Here is a 16,538-nt window from a genome sequence, read left to right as displayed (position 1 = left end):
GGCTCCGGCGCAGGCATTCGATGGCGAGCATGTTACAGGCTCTCACGTGCGAAATAGCCAATGGCAGGCAAAGCCAGTGCGCGCCAGGCGGGGGCCTGGTACACCTGTGAAACCCTGAACCAGAAACCGTCCTGGCAAACCAACTGTTCAGCGGGCAACTGCAACAGAGCATCCAGGGAGAACGCCTGCACTGAACCAGGGTCCTCATCGTCTTCGGCTGCCCAATCGCGCTCAAAGCAACGTACATGCAGTTGCTCGTCGAAGCGTTCAAACAGCGGCCGGTTGCCCAGCCATTGTGGGTGCACCCGCAACGTGTGCTGCTGGACGTCCAGAAGCAACAGTTGCCAGCCCCGGTAGCTGCCACACAGCTCTGCCGCATCGGTCGCCATGCAAGTCAGGGCGAGGTAACGGGCATCCGTCGACCAGATCATCGAGGGCGCCAAGTCGACCAACGCGCAGCCAGAGGCTGTCAGCAGATGGCCTCCGAGCCGGGGCGTCTGGGCACGCACCCAACTGTCGGCATATTCCGTTTCGCTGCCAAACAACCAGGCGGCATCCCGGTGGTCAGGCGCGGGCAGGATGAAGTCGCCGTCGGCGTTGGCCCCTTGCGGACAATCCACCAGGCGCCAGGGGGCGATGCTGTGCAATTGCGAGCCCGTCACCTGCAGCTCCACGGTGTTGTAGAACAGCCGGGAACGTTCGTCGGGATGAAAGAATGCCGGATCACCGCTAATCGGCGGCGCAGGAATGTTGAAGCGTTGTAGCGCGCTGCTGTCCAGATCCTGGTCAAGACGACCGGCAACCACCGCCAGGCTCAGCCGGCCATCACGAAAATCGAGGATGCGCTGCACCCACATCGGCGGCCCTACCAGCAGGCGTCGATCCTTCACGTCGGCAACCACCCCATGGGTGGTTACGGTCGTTGACTGTTCGAAGGGCAGCAGTGCCAGGTAACGTCCGCAGTCAGAGACGCGGTGATCCAGCAGCCAACTTCCCGGCAAGTGCCAGCCACCGATCTGGCAGCGATAGCCTCCCAGCCCGTCGGAATTATCGACAAGCCAGGTCAACCGCGCGCGTACTCCGTCCTGCATCGGTTGCGTTTCAATGAATGAATCGCCGCGCTGGCCTTGGCTGTCCAACGGCATCGCGATGGTCATGCGGGTCAGCATAAATTCGCCAACCTGCACGCGCCCTTGGGCGTCGTGACCGGCCTGGGTCTCGGTATCGCCGTGGATGCTGTCCAGGCGATAGCCATACCGGCCGGAGCCCGGTCGCGCATAGTCGAGGTACGAGCCGATAAACACGTGGTTGGTGTCGAGGCCCAGCAATTCATGCCAGTAGAAGGATGGTTCCGCTTCCCGCCTCACCCAGGGCGACGGCAAGGCCCGCCAACCGTTGTCGAGCTGCCACAACCAATACTGGTCGCCATCTGCTTGGGAATCTTGCGCCTGAGCCAGGCACACCAGGGCGCGATGATCGCTGCTCCAGATCAACGGCGCATCGGCCGCCATCCGCAGGCCGGAGGGTTGCCCGTTGATGCTGATGGTATAGCGCGGGGAAATCAGCGGTTCCAGCGGCTGGACCAGGTTGCGAAAGGTCGCGGGCAAGGCGATGTCGCCCCGCAGGCAGTGCTGGCCATCGGTGGAGCGCCGTTCAAAGGTCTGTTGAACCTGTTCGGGATGCCAATCGGATTCCAGCCACAGGTCAGCGAAGGGTAGCAGGTGCGTAACACTGGCCGTCTGGAATAGCTCAGGCAACCGAACTTCGCGAACGCTGTCGTTCACCAGTGGGCTATGGCGCCCGCTCAAAACGCCGAGGTCAAAAGCGTCCAGCTCCCAGAGCTCGCTGTCGGCGCAGCGATACACCTGACGCTGCTGGCGGTCGAGAATCAGCAGGCCCCAGTTCTGCCTGGACGGTATTGTCGCGGCGAAGTAGCGCCCGTCGCGGGAGAACAGGGCCGAGGAACCCAAGCCGAGAAGGAGGGCGCCATCGGGGAACAGATAGTCGCAATAGGTCGGGCCGCCCATGGCGATCTCACTGTGGTTGAAGACCCGGATCGGCTCGCCTTCAGGGGTCAGCAATGGCTCATTTCCACCCCAGGCACTCGGCCCTTTGCTGGAAACGGGTGCCAACCCAAGGCGCCGCTCCCAGCTACTGACGCAGGCGAGCCCGACGATGATGCCGACAATCGCCACCAAAATACCCCACCACTCAGGCAGCGCCCGACCCAGGCTGAAACCCAGGCCAAACACCGCGCCGACCGTCAACCGGGCAATGCCCCGGCCCATCGCCAAAAAGCCCAGGCGAGCGGCAAGGCCCATTAGCAATCCGAGGCAGACTACCGCCAGCAAGGCCAATGGGGGCGGCAGTATTGTGACGAAAAAGGCTGGTACCAGGAGGATGCCGAGTTGCCAGAACAGTTCAAGAAACAGGCGGGGAAGGCTGGGGCTGGCGATGATGGGCGTCTCGGCGATAGAGGTTGAGTAACAGAGGCGGACGTGGGGTGAGATGTTAATTCATCTTGGTAGCCTCAAGTCCTTCGCAGCAATCGTCAAATCAGGAATTCAAATCTGGAGAGCAATTTCACAGTTTCGGGGAGTTTTTGTTGGAGTAGCTTATCGAGGTATTGCCGCGCACTGTGGGGCGGATTTTTCAAGGATGCTCGCTGCCGCTGTGCTGCTTCGAGAACAGCCGCTTGGTCAATATCCCAAAGGTCGGCAACAAAATCGTCAGGGTGCAAAGGCTCGATATCAAATGCTTCGAGAGCACTCTTGGGAAAGTCCTTCAGGTTAAAAGTAACGATGACAGATGCATTGCATTTGATGGCTGCAGCAAGCACGTGACGATCATCGACATCCGGCAAATGAAGCCCTTCTATGAGGGGTTCATAGTCAGTCACGAGGCAGCCTGGCACGGCGCTATCCATCAGTGAGGACGTCCGATTCAATTGCTCGCAGGTAAGCTCCGGTCTATTTGACAGAAGATTTCGCTTCCACTCGTCATGGACTTGAGCTGACCAACGTGCACGATATATGCCGGTGAGCGCTAGATGCATCAAGAAGTCACGCAGTGGTGCAGGGTAGAGAACATTCGCGTCATAGAACGCCGTGAAAGCCGAACATCTCATTCGTAACCCATCCCTAGCTCCTGGGCTTGTGCTGCCAGTTCGTCCATGGCCGCACGGCTCGCGTGGTCACGCTGTTCCTTGTAGGCCATGAGATCAGCCAGTTTGATCCGGCGGTGCCGGCCCGTTTTTGTGTGTGGTAACGCGCCTTCATCCAAGAGTTTCACCAGATGAGGTCGCGAAACATTGAGTATGTCCGCACCTTCTTGGGTGGTTAGCTCGGCGTGAATGGGAACGACCTTGACTGCGTTACCCAGCGCGAGTTCGCCGAGGATTTCCCCGAGCAAACGAAGGGCAAACGTAGGCAATTCGACCACTTCGCGCTGCTGTGTCTCGTCAACCAGTTCTATGCGCTGGGTTTCGAATTTTGTCGAAAGGAAAGCAGCTAACTGCCGGCTTGACTCCATAGCTGCAGCAATTTCTTTCTCATCGGGAAGAACGGTGCGAGTGAGGTCGGTGGTGGTCATGACTATCTCCAGGAACCAGGTATTTGGTAGTGATCATGGTTCGGTGCAGCGATCACCTAAGAGATATATTCGAAATAAACGAAAATCGCAATAAACGAAACCTTTCCCACGACAATCGACGGGCTTGGAAATCGCCGTCCAAGAATGAAATTGGACGTTTTTTGGACGGAACGCCGTTTTTGAGGTTTTTAGGGCGTTGGTTTTCGGATGTCAGAAACGACGAAAGCCGCGCAATGCGCGGCTTTCAATTTGGTGGGCCCACACGGACTCGAACCGTGGACCAAAGGATTATGAGTCCTCTGCTCTAACCAACTGAGCTATAGGCCCTCAGTAGGCCGCGGATTATAGCGACGGTTTCTCGGCTGTGCTATCCGAAAAATCCGATACGGACACACATAGAAACGTTGCGGCGAACTCCTCGGCGCACAGGGGCAGGCTGACGATGTAGCCCTGGATCTGTTCGCAACCCTCTTCGGTCAGGAATTGCTGCTGGGCCAGGGTTTCGACGCCCTCGGCGATGATGGTGAATTGCATGCTGCGGCCCAGGGCGATGATTGCCCGCACGATGGCCACATCATGGGGATCATCGGGCAGGCCGCGGACGAAGGACTGGTCGATCTTGAGGATGTCCAGCGGCAGGCGCTTGAGATAACTCAGGGAGGAATAGCCCGTGCCGAAGTCGTCGATGGCCAGTTGCACGCCAAGCTTTTTCAGCTGGTGCAGCACCGTCAGGGCCTCTTCGGCCTGGCTCATGATGAAGTTTTCGGTAATTTCCAGTTGCAATAGGTCGGGCTTGAGTTGGTGTTCGCGCAGCAGTTGTTCGATACGCCCCAGCAAGTTGGGTTGACGCAGTTGGGCACCGGCAAGGTTGACCGACAGTGGGCCGAGGCTTTCGTAGGTGCTGTTCCATTCGCACAGCTGCCGGCAGGCACGTTCCAGAACCCAATCGCCAATTTGCAGGATCATGCCGTTTTCTTCCGCCAGCGGGATGAAGTGTTCGGGCGGGACGTCGCCAAACGTCGGGTGATTCCAGCGAATCAGTGCCTCGGCGCCTACCAATCGATTGTCGACGAGGCTGATTTTCGGTTGGAAGGACAGTGACAGCTCGTTGCGTTCAATCGCCCGGCGCAGCTCGTGTTCCAAGGCCACGCGCTCGCTGGCCTGGGCGGTGAGGTCGCGGGTGTATTTCTCCACCCGGTTGCGCCCCTTGGCCTTGGAGCGGTACATCGCCGCGTCGGCATTCTTGACCAGCGTGGCGACGTCGCAGCCATCCTGCGGGTAGAGGCTGGTGCCGATGCTGGCGCTGATGAAGAACTCGTGTTCGCCGGCCTGGAACGGTGCGGTAAAGCAGTTCAACAGTTTCTGGGCGATGTGCTCGGCATCGCTGGGCTGTTGCAGGCCCGGCAGCAGGATAATGAACTCGTCGCCGCCCAGGCGCGCCACGGTGTCGATGTCACGCAACTGCTCGCGCAAGCGCACGGCGATGCCCTTGAGCAGCAGGTCGCCGACCGGGTGTCCGAGGCTGTCATTGATGTGCTTGAAGCGGTCCAGGTCCAGGAACAGCACGGCACCCTGGCCGCCGTTTTCCTGCTGGCTGTTGAGGGCCGCCAACAAGCGGCTTTCGAACAGTGTGCGATTGGGCAGGCCCGTCAGCGGGTCGTGGTGAGCCTGGTAATCGAGCCGGGCCTGGGCGTGTTTGAGGCTGGAGATATCGGCGAAGACGGCGACGAAATGGGTGATCTGTCGGTCCCGATTGCGCACCGCGCTGATGGTCAGCCAACTGGGGTACAGCTCGCCGTTCTTGCGTCGGTTGGAGATTTCTCCCTGCCAGTGCCCCTCCGCTGTCAACTGGTGCCACATCGCCGCGTAAAACGCGCTGTCATGCAGGCCGGAAGCCAACAGCCGGGGTGTGTGGCCCAGGGCTTCGGTTTCGCTGTAGCCGGTGATTTCGGTGAACGCCCGGTTCACGGCGCTGATGTGTTGTTGGGTATCGGTGATCAGCACGCCTTCGGCAGTGCTTTCGAACACGGTGGCGGCCTGTTGCAGTTTTTCCTGCATCAGGTGGCGTTCGGTAATGTCCCGGGCGATGGTCAGCATGCAATCTTCGTTGCCGATGGGCAGCGGGCGGCTGGACACTTCGCAGAGCCGTATCTGCCCGTCGTTGCGACGGATATGGCAGCTGAAATCCCTGACGAAGCCGTCCCGTTTCAGCAGGTCGAGCATCTGCTTGCGCTCGTTGAGATTGACCCAGATGCCCAGGTCCAGGGTAGAGCGGTCGACCGACAGGGCGCTGTTGAAGCCGGTAATGCGGCTGAATCCTTCGTTGACTTCAATCAGCAAGCCATCGCTTTGCCGGGACAGCAGCAATCCATCGGGCGAGGCGTGGAATGCCTTGGCGAACTTCTCTTCGGATGTCTGCAGTTGTTGCTGGGTTTCCTTGAGCTGGCTGATGTCTCGCACCACCACGACCAGGGCTGGCGTCGTGTCGAGGTCGAAGGGCTCGGCGGAGATCAGCCCGGTGAACACCTGGCCATTGCTGCGGCGAAAGGGCATTTCCAGGTTGCGGATGCTGCCGGCCTGCAAACGCTGCAACAGGCCCGGCCCCACACCCTGGATGCCCCAGATATCCAGTGCGGTTGCGCTACGCCCTATCACGTCTGCGGCACTCAAGCCGATCTGCTCTTCGAAGGCCTTGTTGACCTCCAGCAGGCAACCGTCAAACAGCCGTGCAATCACCAGGATATCCGGGCACTGGCGGAACACCGAGGCAAATTTCTGCTCCGAAAGACGCAGGGCTTCCTCGGTACGCTTGGCTTCACTGATATCGATCATCAACCCGCGCATCAGCGGTTCGTGCCCGTGTTCGATCAGGCTGACAATATCGCGTACCCACAGACAGCGGCCATCGGCGGTGATCACCCGGTAATCGATGCAGTGGTCGCGCCCCGCCAACACTTCTTGATCACAGTAGCTCTGGGCACGGATCAGGTCGGCCGGATGAATGATGTTGCGCCAGAAACCTGGGACCAGCCAATGGGAGAGGGGATAGCCCAACAGGTCTTCGGCGTGGGGCGATACGTAGCTGTAGGTGAAATCGCTGACCCTTGCCTCCCAGGCAATGGCCGACAGGCTCTCCACCAGCCCACGGTAATGGTATTCGCTGCTGCGCAGCTCCTGCTCAAGCTCGACCCGTCGGGCGATCTCCGAACTGAGCCGGCGGTTGATGCGAATCACCACCGCCAATATGCCGACCAGGAGCAGCAGCGCCGGCAGGCCGTACAGCAGCAAGTCCGACCAGAGCTGGCGGTAGTCATGCACATTGCCGACCCATTTCTGCTGGATCTCGGCGACCTCGGCCGGGCTCATGTCCGCGATGACCTTATCCAGGATACTGACCAATATCTTGTTGTCTTGAGGGACGGCCATTGCTAGCTGGTAGCGATAGGGCGTTTCACCGCTGACATAAAGGCCTTCGAGCTTGAGTTGGCGCAGGCTCCAGACACTGGAAGCCAGATCGCCCACTACCGCATCCACTTCGTCGGTCGCCAGTGCTTGCAGGGCTGAGCTGACGTTGGGCAGTGCCACCAGGTTCAGGTCGGGATGATGGTTGCGTAGCAATTCATGGGGGGCATAGTTCTCCACCACGGCGATCTTCAGCCCGTACAGTTCCTTGAGGTTGTGAGGCCGGGCGCCACCGTGATGAGCCAGGATGACAATGGGGAAGTCCAGGTAGGGGCGGGTAAATGCCAGGTAATTCTGGCGCTCCGGGGTGGACATGATGCCTGGCAAAAGATCGATCTTGCCTTGTGCGACTTGCTCCAGCACGGCCGTCCAGCTGACCGGCTCGATCGGGGTGACCTTGACGGCCAATCGTTCACGGATGATCTCGATGTAATCGGCGGCCAGGCCTTGGTAACGGCCTTGATCGTCGCGGAACTCAAACGGCGGCCAGGAGGCGTCGACACCCAGGCGCAGGTCGGGGTGGTCCTTGAGCCAGCGGAGCTCCTCGTCGGTGAGCGTCAACGCGCCAGCTGTTGCGGTCCAGGTCATCAATGACAGCAAAAGCGCGGCCGTCAGTCTGGGCATCACTGTCTCGTCATGGCTTGGTGAGGATGAGTCGAGTGTAGACGGGCAACAGGGTGGTGAGGAGCGTAACGAAGGGGATTTTATCTGTGCATAACAAAACCCCCGGCAGGGCCGGGGGTTTTGAAGGTCACTCGTCGAGGAAGGAGCGCAGATGCTCGCTTCGCGTCGGGTGGCGCAGTTTGCGCAACGCCTTGGCTTCGATCTGGCGAATCCGCTCACGGGTCACATCGAACTGCTTACCGACTTCCTCAAGGGTGTGGTCGGTATTCATGTCGATGCCGAAGCGCATGCGCAGTACCTTGGCTTCACGGGCAGTGAGGCCGGAGAGCACTTCGCGAGTCGCTTCCTTGAGACTCTCGACCGTGGCGACATCAATCGGAGACTGCATGGTGGAGTCTTCGATGAAGTCACCCAGATGGGAGTCTTCGTCATCGCCGATCGGGGTTTCCATGGAGATCGGCTCTTTGGCGATCTTCAATACCTTGCGGATCTTGTCCTCAGGCATTTCCATGCGTTCGCCCAGCTCTTCCGGCGTCGGTTCGCGACCCATTTCCTGCAACATCTGCCGGGAAATGCGGTTGAGCTTGTTGATCGTCTCGATCATGTGCACCGGAATACGGATGGTGCGGGCCTGGTCGGCGATCGAGCGAGTGATCGCCTGACGGATCCACCAGGTGGCATAAGTCGAGAACTTGTAGCCGCGACGGTATTCGAACTTGTCCACCGCCTTCATCAGGCCGATGTTGCCTTCCTGGATCAGGTCGAGGAATTGCAGGCCGCGGTTGGTGTACTTCTTGGCGATGGAGATCACCAGGCGCAAGTTCGCTTCGACCATCTCTTTCTTCGCGCGACGGGCCTTGGCCTCGCCAATCGACATGCGACGGTTGATGTCCTTGATCTCGGCGATGCTCAGGCCGGTCTCGGCCTCCAGCGCACTCAGCTTTTGCTGGCAACGAACGATGTCCGGCTGCAGGCGGGCAATGGCTTCAGCATATTTGCTCTTGCCCTTGGCCAATGCATCGGTCCAGCTTTCGTCGACTTCGTGGCCAGGGAACTGGCGCAGGAAATCGGCACGTGGCATGCGGGCGTCACGCACGCAGAGCTGCATGATCGCGCGCTCTTGCTGACGAAGGCGATCCAGGGCGCTGCGAACACGCTCGACCAGGCCTTCGAATTGCTTCGGTACCAGCTTGATCGGCATGAACAGCTCGGCCAGTGCCAACAGCTCGGCGATCGCCTGCTTGTTGTTGCGGCCATGCTTCTTCAGCGCCTTGCGGGTGATTTCCATCTGGTCGGCCACGGCGCCGAAACGCTGTGCGGCGATGACCGGATCCGGACCGCTTTCGGCTTCTTCCTCGTCGTCGCTGGCTTCGGCGTCGTCGTCATCGGTATCGTCGTCGGCCTTGACGGCTTTCGCGTCGATCGGCGGCGGCACTTCGGCGGCAGGCGGCGCAATGCCGTCGTCCGGGTCGATATAGCCGCTCAGGACGTCAGACAGGCGGCCACCTTCGGTGGTGACGCGGGTGTACTCGGAGAGAATATGGTCAACCGTGCCAGGGAAGTGCGCGATTGCGCCCATCACTTCGCGGATGCCTTCTTCAATACGCTTGGCGATTTCGATTTCGCCTTCACGTGTGAGGAGCTCTACCGTACCCATTTCACGCATGTACATGCGCACGGGGTCCGTGGTGCGACCAATGTCGGTCTCGACCGCTGCCAACGCTGCGGCCGCTTCTTCAGCGGCCGCCTCGTCGGTATCGGCGTCGGCCAGCATAAGGGCATCCTTATCTGGAGCAACCTCGAATACGTTGATCCCCATGTCGTTGATCATGCGGATGATGTCTTCCACCTGTTCCGGATCTGAAATATCCTCCGGCAGGTGGTCGTTGACCTCCGCGTAAGTCAGGTAGCCCTGCTCACGACCCAATAGGATCAACTCTTTGATACGAGACTGCTGTTGCGCTTTTCCGGACATAACACCCTATCCACTGAAGGTCTTGGCGGGCAAAAAACAAGCCGAGGATTATACCTGAGCTGTGACCTCACGCGCCAGTTGAGGTCGGGTTTGATGCGCAAACATTGCGGCTGAGTAAGTCGCGCAATTGGTTTTTCTCTTCGCTGGTCAACTCGCTCTGGCGAGCTTTTCGCAGAAGTTGTTCCAGGTTTCGCTCGCGTTGGCGGGCGGACAAGCTAGTAATGGTGTCGAAAAACTGTTGTTCAAGGTTGTCTCCCTCAATCAGCCATTCCTTCTCGGCCAGTGCCTTCAGGAGGCGTCCCTGCTCGGTACCGTGCCATCGTGCGATCAACTGGAACGAGTTTAGCTTGGGGTTCTTCTGCACGGCTTCAAGGAGTGCCACCAGCAATTGTGTATTGCTGTGGTCCTCGGCGGCGAAGTGCCCTGCGTCCTCGACTTTCTCCGCCAGTTGCGGGTGATGCAGCAAGGTGCGCAGGGCGGCCAGTGTTGGTGGTTCGACGGCGGCCGGCACGCGCGGGGCACGTGGTTGGTCGCGATCGCCGCGCTTGCCGTTCTTGTCCCAGGGTTTTTTGTCCCATTTCTTGCCACCACTGCCGGGTTTTTTTGGCGTCCATTCCTGTTGCGGCGCGTAATCCTGCTGGGGTTGATGATAGTCGGCGAAGTCGGGCATCGCGTCGTAATCGATGCCCGGGTCATACGCCGGCGGCGCCTCCTGGGGGGCGCTGTGCACCAGTTGGTTGACTGCTTCGCTATTCAGCCCGGTGATTTCGGTCAGGCGCTGGCGCATGAGGGTGCGCAGGTTGGCGCCGGGCACCTTGTCGATCAGTGGCGCCGCGAGGGTGGCCATGTGGGCCTTGCCTTCGAGGGAGCGTGGATCGGCTTCTTCGGTCAACTGCTGGAAAAAATAGTCGGCCAACGGTTGTGCGTGCTGGTTGATCCGCGCACGGAACGCGTCGGTGCCTTCGGAGCGCACCAGGGTATCCGGATCCTCGCCCTCGGGCAGGAACAGGAAGCGTGCCCGGCGCCCATCCTGCAGGCACGGCAAGGTGGCTTCCAGTGCGCGCCAGGCAGCGTTGCGGCCGGCCTGGTCGCCGTCGAAGCAGAACAGCACGTTGGGCACCACGCGAAACAGGCGCTTCATGTGCTCTTCGCTGGTGGCTGTGCCCAGGGTCGCGACGGCATTGCGCAGGCCTTGCTGGGCCAGGGCAATCACGTCCATGTAGCCTTCGACGACGATGATTTCGTCGAGGTTGCGGTTGTTCTTGCGCGCTTCGTACAGGCCGTAGAGTTCCTGGCCCTTATGGAATACCGGGGTTTCCGGAGAGTTCAGGTATTTCGGCTTGTCGTCGCCCAGTACCCGGCCACCAAAGGCGATGATCCGCCCGCGTGTGTCGCGGATCGGAAACATGACCCGGTCGCGGAAGCGGTCGTAGCGCTTGCCGGTTTCGGCGTTTTCGATCAGCAGGCCGGCGTCGATCATGGCGCGCTGCTGCAGTGTGTCGCTGCTTAAGTGCTTGTACAGGTTGTCCCAGCCGGGCGGGGCGAAGCCGAGGCCGAAGTCTCGGGCGATTTCGCCAGTCAGGCCGCGGCCCTTGAGATAATCCACCGCGGCCTTGCGCGCCGGATGGCTTTTGAGGGCCTGGCGATAGAAATCGGCTGCAGCCGTCAGTAGCGGGTAGAGCGGCGAATCGGTCGGTTGGCGCGGCTTGTGTTGTCGACCGCTTTCCTCCCGGGGAATTTCCATGCCCGCGGCTTTGGCCAGTTCTTCGACGGCCTGGGGAAAGTCCAGGTTGTCGTGGTCCATGATGAAGCCGAGGGCGTTGCCGCCAGCGCCGCAACCGAAGCAATAGTAGAACTGCTTGTCGGGGCTGACGCTGAAGGAGGGGGTTTTCTCTTTGTGAAACGGGCAGCAGGCGGTGTAGTTCTTGCCTGCTTTCTTCATTTGCAGGCGAGAGCTGACCACGTCGACGATGTCGGTGCGGTTCAGGAGGTCGTCAATAAAGCTCTGGGGAATCAGCCCGGCCATGGCGTTCTCATCATCACTGCGCGAAATAGGGGCCCGAAATCGGCAGGCGTAACCGGGTCTGGGTTTGAGGCACGCTGAATCGGTGGCTCGACCGGGTCGTCTGCATCATCGCTGTCGGGAAGTGTATCTGCCGATAATCCACTGACGTTAATAACTATCAGTATTCGACTGTTTGAATGTGTTGCGCTGAGTCCGGTAACGGCCGGTCGGGCCTCGGATAGCTCATGAAGCGGGCACGCAGGTAGGTGCCTTGGGCTGATCGTCGTTAGAGGAATCAGGGTGTGCTCGTCGGTAGCCTTGGAAGGCTCGTCAGGAAAGACGTGCACCGCTGGCAAAAGAGCCAGGTCTGACGCAGTGAAGCGGTTGTCTTGGTCGCGTCTGCGGCTTCGACGGTGAAGCATCAAGCGTTATTCCGCAAATGCCATAAGCCCGGCTTGAAGGCCGGGCTTGGCAGAAGCTTGCTACGGACGTCTGTGTATTAGTACAGACGTACGGCGCGGCGCTGTTCGCGCTGAACTTTCTTGGCGTGACGCTTAACAGCGGCTGCTGCCTTGCGCTTACGCTCAGAAGTCGGCTTCTCGTAGAATTCGCGGCTACGAACTTCAGCCAGAACACCGGCTTTTTCGCAGGAGCGCTTGAAACGACGCAGAGCTACGTCGAAGGGTTCGTTCTCTTTTACTTTGACGGCTGGCATCCAGAGCTACCTTCATTCATTACCGGGGTCAACATCCTCGCGGCAAAAGAGCACTTGAAGACGTCGGTTTTTAAGGGTTGCGGATGTTAACCCCTCAACGCTCGGAATGCAAAGCCTCTGATCGAAAACCGCTGGTCGGGGCACAAAGCGGCGACTATTATGCGCGCCTTCGAATTCAGCCTCTACAAGGCGCAAACCCATGCTAGTACTGGGATTAGAAACCTCCTGCGACGAAACCGGTGTCGCACTCTACGACAGTGAGCGCGGCCTGCTGGCCGATGCGCTGTTCAGCCAGATCGACCTGCATCGTGCCTATGGCGGGGTGGTGCCCGAGCTTGCCTCTCGCGATCACGTCAAGCGCATGCTGCCCTTGATCCGCCAGGTGCTGGCCGAGGCCGGCTGCGTGCCGACCGAGATCGACGGCATCGCCTACACCGCCGGCCCGGGCCTGGTGGGCGCGTTGCTGGTGGGCGCTTCCTGTGCCCAGGCGCTGGCCTTTGCCTGGGGCATTCCAGCCTTGGGCGTGCATCACATGGAAGGCCATTTGCTGGCGCCGATGCTGGAGTCGCAACCACCAGAATTCCCGTTCGTCGCTTTGTTGGTTTCGGGTGGCCATACGCAGCTCATCCGGGTCGATGGAATCGGCCAATACGAGCTGCTCGGCGAAACCCTCGACGATGCCGCCGGCGAAGCGTTCGACAAAACCGCAAAAATGATGGGACTCAATTATCCAGGCGGGCCGGAAATTTCCCGGCTGGCGACGCAAGGGGTCGAGGGGCGTTTCGTGTTCCCGCGGCCGATGTGCGACCGTCCCGGCCTGGATTTCAGTTTCAGTGGGCTGAAGACCTTCGCCCTGAACACCTGGCAGCAGTGCGTCAGCGCCGGGGACGACAGTGAACAAGCCCGTTGCGACATCTCACTGGCGTTCCAGCAGGCCGTGGTGGAGACTTTGACCATCAAGTGCAAGCGTGCCCTGAAACAGGCCGGACTCAAGCGGTTAGTCATCGCCGGCGGCGTGAGTGCGAACAAGGCCTTGCGGACATCGTTGGAGAAAATGCTCGGCGACATGAAGGGCGACGTTTACTACGCCCGGCCGGAGTTCTGCACAGATAACGGTGCGATGATTGCCTTTGCCGGCTGCCAGCGTTTGCAGGCCGGCCAGCAGGAAAGCCTGGCTATCAGCGTGCAGGCGCGCTGGCCCATGGAGCAGTTGGCACCCTTGTGAAACGTTATTTAAAAATGCCGTTCGCGCCCGGCGAACAGGTCGCGTAGATTGCCGCGGTGACGCCAGACGATCAGGGCAACCAGCGCGGTCATTGGCAGCAAGGCCGCCGGTTCCTGCCAGGCCAGTAACGGCAGGGTCAGCGGTGTGGCGATCAGCGCGGCCAGGGAGCTGGTGCGGGTCAGGTAGAACGTCAGCAGCCAGGCACAGACAGCCAGCAGGGCGGCGGGCGGGTACAGGCCCAGCAGCATGCCGGCGGCGGTGGCGACACCCTTGCCGCCACGAAAGCGAAAGTACAGCGGGAACAGATGGCCGATGACGGCGCAGACGCCGATCCAGGCCTGTTGCTGCAACGAAAGCCCTGCAAGGCTGGCGATCAATACCGGGACAAGGCCTTTGCAGAGGTCGCCCAGCAGGGTCAGGATCGCAAGTTTGCGTCCGGCCAGGCGCAGCATGTTGGTGGCGCCGGCATTGCCCGAGCCACTCATTCTCGGATCCGGGCGACCGGTCAGGCGGCTGAGCAAAATGGCGAAGGACAGCGAGCCGAGCAGGTAGGCGAGAATCGCCAGTAACCAAAACATGCTAACTATTCCGGGCGAGGACGCCCTGATTCTAACGGGGCATCGCGCCCTTGTCGTGCTGCGGAGAAGAGTGCTTGGACAGAGTGTTTATCGAGGGCCTGGAAGTCGACACGGTAATCGGTGCCTACGACTGGGAGCGAGGCATCCGACAGTGCCTGCGGCTTGACCTGAGCTTCGCCTGGGACAACCGCCCGGCCGCCGCAGGCGACGACCTGACCCTGGCGCTCGACTACGCCAGCGTGTCGTCGCGCATCCAGGTATTTGCCGAGCAGGCGCAGTTCCAATTGGTCGAGACCTTCGCCGAGCGGCTGGCCCAGGAACTGATGGATGAGTTCAAGATCACCTGGCTGCGTCTGAAAGTGACCAAGCCTGGCGCCGTACCGGCGGCCAGCGGCGTTGGCGTGGAGATCGAGCGCGGATGTCGCTGACTCAGGTTTTTCTCGGGCTCGGCAGCAATATCGAGCGCGAAACCCATTTGTGCGCCGGTCTTGAGGCCTTGGCTGGATTCCTCGTGGACATGCGCTGTTCAGCCGTGTTCGAGAGCCAGCCGGTGGGGATCAAGAGCGGGCCGTTCTTCAATTTTGTCGTCTCGGCCTTCACGGATCTGCCGCTGATGGAATTGGACCGTCGCCTCAAGTTCATCGAGGCGGATAACGGTCGCTATGCGCCGGACCGCAAGGGATTGCCACTGGATATCGACGTGTTGTTGTATGGCGAACAGGTCGGCAACTTCGATGGGCTGATCCTGCCGCGCGCGGAAATTCTCAAGAACGCCTTCGTCCTGTGGCCTTTGTCATTGATGGCGCCGGATCGAATTCATCCGGGCGTGGGCAAGAGCTTCGCCACGCTGTGGAAAGAGGCGCAGATCGACCAGGTGCTGGCACCGGTGGCTTTCGAATGGCGAGGCCAGCCGCTTACGCCGTCGAATCTGTTGTGAGACGGCTGCCGCTATCGCGAGCAGGCTCGCTCCCACAGTGGATCTCGGTCAGGCACAAGATATGTGCCCGCTGAAATCCTAATGTGGGAGCGAGCCTGCTCGCGATGGCGGTTGTATATTCAGCAGAAATATCAGTTGGTCCAAACTCCCGTCAGCTCGCCGCTTCCTTGTAGACCTTCAACACCCTGAGACGCTCACGCTTGATCGCCTCTCCCAGCTCCGGTCCCTTGAAACCCTTCTCCAACAAAGGCTGCACAGCCACTGCACGGGCCGCTGCCGCAGCGCCTCGCAGATATTCAGCCTGTGGATAACTTCGCTCTTCGAGCCCCTTGCGCCCCCGTGCATCCATCTCGCATGCCGCGATGAATTCCTCGAAGCGCTGGGGCCGACGATACACATCAAAACTTTGCAGCAGCTCAAGCAAAGTAGAGGCCTTCAGTTCAAGCGCACGGTGGCCATGGGTGTGGTACTGGCCAACCAGTAACGCCAGTTCCTGACAGTCCCGCGGTGCTTTGAAGCGTTCGCTGACGGCTTTGATCAGCTTCAGGCCCGTGTGCTCATGGGCGATGTGACGCGGCCATTCGTGTTGGGGTGTCAGGCCTTTACCCAAGTCATGGAGCAGGCAGGCCCAGCGGACCGTTAGCGGTTGTTGGTGCAATGCCGCCTGCTCCAGCACGCTCAAGGTGTGGACGCCGGTATCGATTTCCGGGTGATGGGCTTCAGGCTGCGGCACGCCAAACAGCGCGTCGACCTCGGGCATCAAGATCTTGAGCGCCGTGCAATCGCGCAAGACCTGGATAAATACCTGTGGCTGTTTTTCCATGAGCGCGCGGGAAATTTCTTTCCAGCTGCGCTCGGCCGTCAATGCTTCCAGTTCGCCGGACTCGCTGAGCTGGCGCATCAGTTCGAGGGTTTCGTCCGCTACCTTGAAACCCAGCGGCGCATAACGCGCGGCAAATCGGGCAACCCGCAGGACTCGGAGTGGATCTTCGGCGAAAGCGGGGGAAACGTGGCGCAATACCCGGGCTTCCAGATCGCGCTGGCCGTGGTACGGATCGGTCAGGTTGCCATGGTCATCTTCAGCCATGGCATTGATGGTCAAGTCCCGGCGAACCAAGTCTTCTTCCAAGGTCACTTCGGGGCTGGCATGGAACACGAAGCCGCCATAGCCGCGGCCGCTCTTGCGCTCAGTGCGGGCGAGGGCGTATTCCTCGCCAGTCTTCGGGTCGAGGAATACTGGAAAATCGGCCCCCACAGGGCGAAAACCCTTGGCGAGCATTTCCTCGGCAGTCGCCCCCACCACGACCCGATCGACGTCGGTGACGGGAATGCCCAGCAGGCGATCGCGAACGGCGCCGCCAACTTTATAGATCTGCATAAAAAACCTCCGTTGGTCCGACAGGATAACCTTTGCGTCGGACCTCTG

At 60.2% G+C, this 16,538-nt stretch carries 12 protein-coding genes and 1 tRNA gene; 3 read left to right on the top strand and 10 right to left on the bottom strand.

Annotated features, from left to right (window positions below):
• Positions 1–32: 32 nt before the first annotated feature.
• The 8 genes from HU715_RS23285 to rpsU form a co-directional block, all read right to left on the bottom strand.
• Positions 33–2,321 carry a hypothetical protein gene (locus tag HU715_RS23285; RefSeq protein WP_225917685.1) on the bottom strand — a complete coding sequence of 763 codons (2,289 nt, stop codon included), beginning with the start codon at positions 2,319–2,321 and terminating at the stop codon, positions 33–35.
• A 230-nt stretch (positions 2,322–2,551) separates the two neighbouring features.
• Positions 2,552–3,127 carry a PIN domain-containing protein gene (locus HU715_RS23280; RefSeq protein WP_186706955.1) on the bottom strand — a complete coding sequence of 192 codons (576 nt, stop codon included), beginning with the start codon at positions 3,125–3,127 and terminating at the stop codon, positions 2,552–2,554.
• Positions 3,124–3,591 carry a helix-turn-helix domain-containing protein gene (locus tag HU715_RS23275; RefSeq protein ID WP_186706956.1) on the bottom strand — a complete coding sequence of 156 codons (468 nt, stop codon included), beginning with the start codon at positions 3,589–3,591 and terminating at the stop codon, positions 3,124–3,126. The genes HU715_RS23280 and HU715_RS23275 overlap by 4 nt, the downstream gene beginning before the upstream one ends.
• Before the next feature lie 250 nt (positions 3,592–3,841).
• A tRNA-Ile gene (locus tag HU715_RS23270) sits at positions 3,842–3,918 on the bottom strand.
• 15 nt (positions 3,919–3,933) lie between these two features.
• Entirely contained in the window at positions 3,934–7,677 is a 3,744-nt protein-coding gene (locus tag HU715_RS23265) for a bifunctional diguanylate cyclase/phosphodiesterase (protein ID WP_186706957.1), read from the bottom strand.
• Between the two features lie 127 nt (positions 7,678–7,804).
• On the bottom strand, positions 7,805–9,652 hold the full coding sequence (gene rpoD / locus HU715_RS23260; protein ID WP_186706958.1) for an RNA polymerase sigma factor RpoD: 1,848 nt from the start codon (positions 9,650–9,652) through the stop codon (positions 7,805–7,807).
• Between the two features lie 67 nt (positions 9,653–9,719).
• Positions 9,720–11,678, bottom strand: coding sequence for a DNA primase (dnaG, locus tag HU715_RS23255; protein ID WP_024616738.1), 1,959 nt, complete (start codon positions 11,676–11,678; stop codon positions 9,720–9,722).
• A gap of 478 nt (positions 11,679–12,156) precedes the next feature.
• Positions 12,157–12,372, bottom strand: a complete 216-nt coding sequence (gene rpsU / locus HU715_RS23250; RefSeq protein WP_002551877.1) for a 30S ribosomal protein S21 — start codon at positions 12,370–12,372, stop codon at positions 12,157–12,159.
• Positions 12,373–12,571: 199 nt separating this feature from the next.
• On the opposite strand from rpsU, the gene tsaD reads away from it, so the two are divergent.
• Positions 12,572–13,597 carry a tRNA (adenosine(37)-N6)-threonylcarbamoyltransferase complex transferase subunit TsaD gene (gene tsaD, locus HU715_RS23245; protein WP_186706959.1) on the top strand — a complete coding sequence of 342 codons (1,026 nt, stop codon included), beginning with the start codon at positions 12,572–12,574 and terminating at the stop codon, positions 13,595–13,597.
• Positions 13,598–13,605: 8 nt separating this feature from the next.
• Here the strand turns inward: tsaD and plsY are convergent, their stop codons facing one another.
• Positions 13,606–14,175 (bottom strand): glycerol-3-phosphate 1-O-acyltransferase PlsY, encoded by a 570-nt coding sequence (gene plsY / locus HU715_RS23240; protein WP_003206189.1) that lies wholly within the window; start codon positions 14,173–14,175, stop codon positions 13,606–13,608.
• Positions 14,176–14,249: 74 nt separating this feature from the next.
• Between plsY and folB the strand changes: the two genes are divergently transcribed.
• Both folB and folK read left to right on the top strand, forming a co-directional pair.
• Positions 14,250–14,603 (top strand): dihydroneopterin aldolase, encoded by a 354-nt coding sequence (gene folB / locus HU715_RS23235; RefSeq protein ID WP_134926087.1) that lies wholly within the window; start codon positions 14,250–14,252, stop codon positions 14,601–14,603.
• Complete coding sequence (folK, locus tag HU715_RS23230; RefSeq protein WP_186706960.1) at positions 14,594–15,112, top strand: 2-amino-4-hydroxy-6-hydroxymethyldihydropteridine diphosphokinase; 519 nt, start codon at positions 14,594–14,596, stop codon at positions 15,110–15,112. The genes folB and folK overlap by 10 nt, the downstream gene beginning before the upstream one ends.
• A gap of 151 nt (positions 15,113–15,263) precedes the next feature.
• Here folK and HU715_RS23225 read toward each other — a convergent pair whose 3' ends face one another.
• A complete protein-coding gene (locus HU715_RS23225) occupies positions 15,264–16,490 on the bottom strand; it encodes a multifunctional CCA addition/repair protein (RefSeq protein WP_186706961.1) in 1,227 nt (408 codons plus the stop codon).
• Positions 16,491–16,538: the final 48 nt, after the last annotated feature.

It is taken from the genome of Pseudomonas zanjanensis (genome assembly GCF_014268745.2).
Taxonomy (GTDB): Bacteria; Pseudomonadota; Gammaproteobacteria; order Pseudomonadales; family Pseudomonadaceae; genus Aquipseudomonas; species Aquipseudomonas zanjanensis.
This window is presented reverse-complemented; position numbering and strand designations above follow the sequence as displayed.

What these genes read in the sequence shown, in the direction of transcription:
- HU715_RS23285 (WP_225917685.1), bottom strand. Translation starts at nt 2,321, where the DNA reads ATGGGCCTTGCCGCTCGCCTGGGCTTTTTGGCGATGGGCCGGGGCATT.
- HU715_RS23280 (WP_186706955.1), bottom strand. Translation starts at nt 3,127, where the DNA reads ATGAGATGTTCGGCTTTCACGGCGTTCTATGACGCGAATGTTCTCTAC.
- HU715_RS23275 (WP_186706956.1), bottom strand. Translation starts at nt 3,591, where the DNA reads ATGACCACCACCGACCTCACTCGCACCGTTCTTCCCGATGAGAAAGAA.
- HU715_RS23265 (WP_186706957.1), bottom strand. Translation starts at nt 7,677, where the DNA reads ATGCCCAGACTGACGGCCGCGCTTTTGCTGTCATTGATGACCTGGACC.
- rpoD (WP_186706958.1), bottom strand. Translation starts at nt 9,652, where the DNA reads ATGTCCGGAAAAGCGCAACAGCAGTCTCGTATCAAAGAGTTGATCCTA.
- dnaG (WP_024616738.1), bottom strand. Translation starts at nt 11,678, where the DNA reads ATGGCCGGGCTGATTCCCCAGAGCTTTATTGACGACCTCCTGAACCGC.
- rpsU (WP_002551877.1), bottom strand. Translation starts at nt 12,372, where the DNA reads ATGCCAGCCGTCAAAGTAAAAGAGAACGAACCCTTCGACGTAGCTCTG.
- tsaD (WP_186706959.1), top strand. Translation starts at nt 12,572, where the DNA reads ATGCTAGTACTGGGATTAGAAACCTCCTGCGACGAAACCGGTGTCGCA.
- plsY (WP_003206189.1), bottom strand. Translation starts at nt 14,175, where the DNA reads ATGTTTTGGTTACTGGCGATTCTCGCCTACCTGCTCGGCTCGCTGTCC.
- folK (WP_186706960.1), top strand. Translation starts at nt 14,594, where the DNA reads ATGTCGCTGACTCAGGTTTTTCTCGGGCTCGGCAGCAATATCGAGCGC.
- HU715_RS23225 (WP_186706961.1), bottom strand. Translation starts at nt 16,490, where the DNA reads ATGCAGATCTATAAAGTTGGCGGCGCCGTTCGCGATCGCCTGCTGGGC.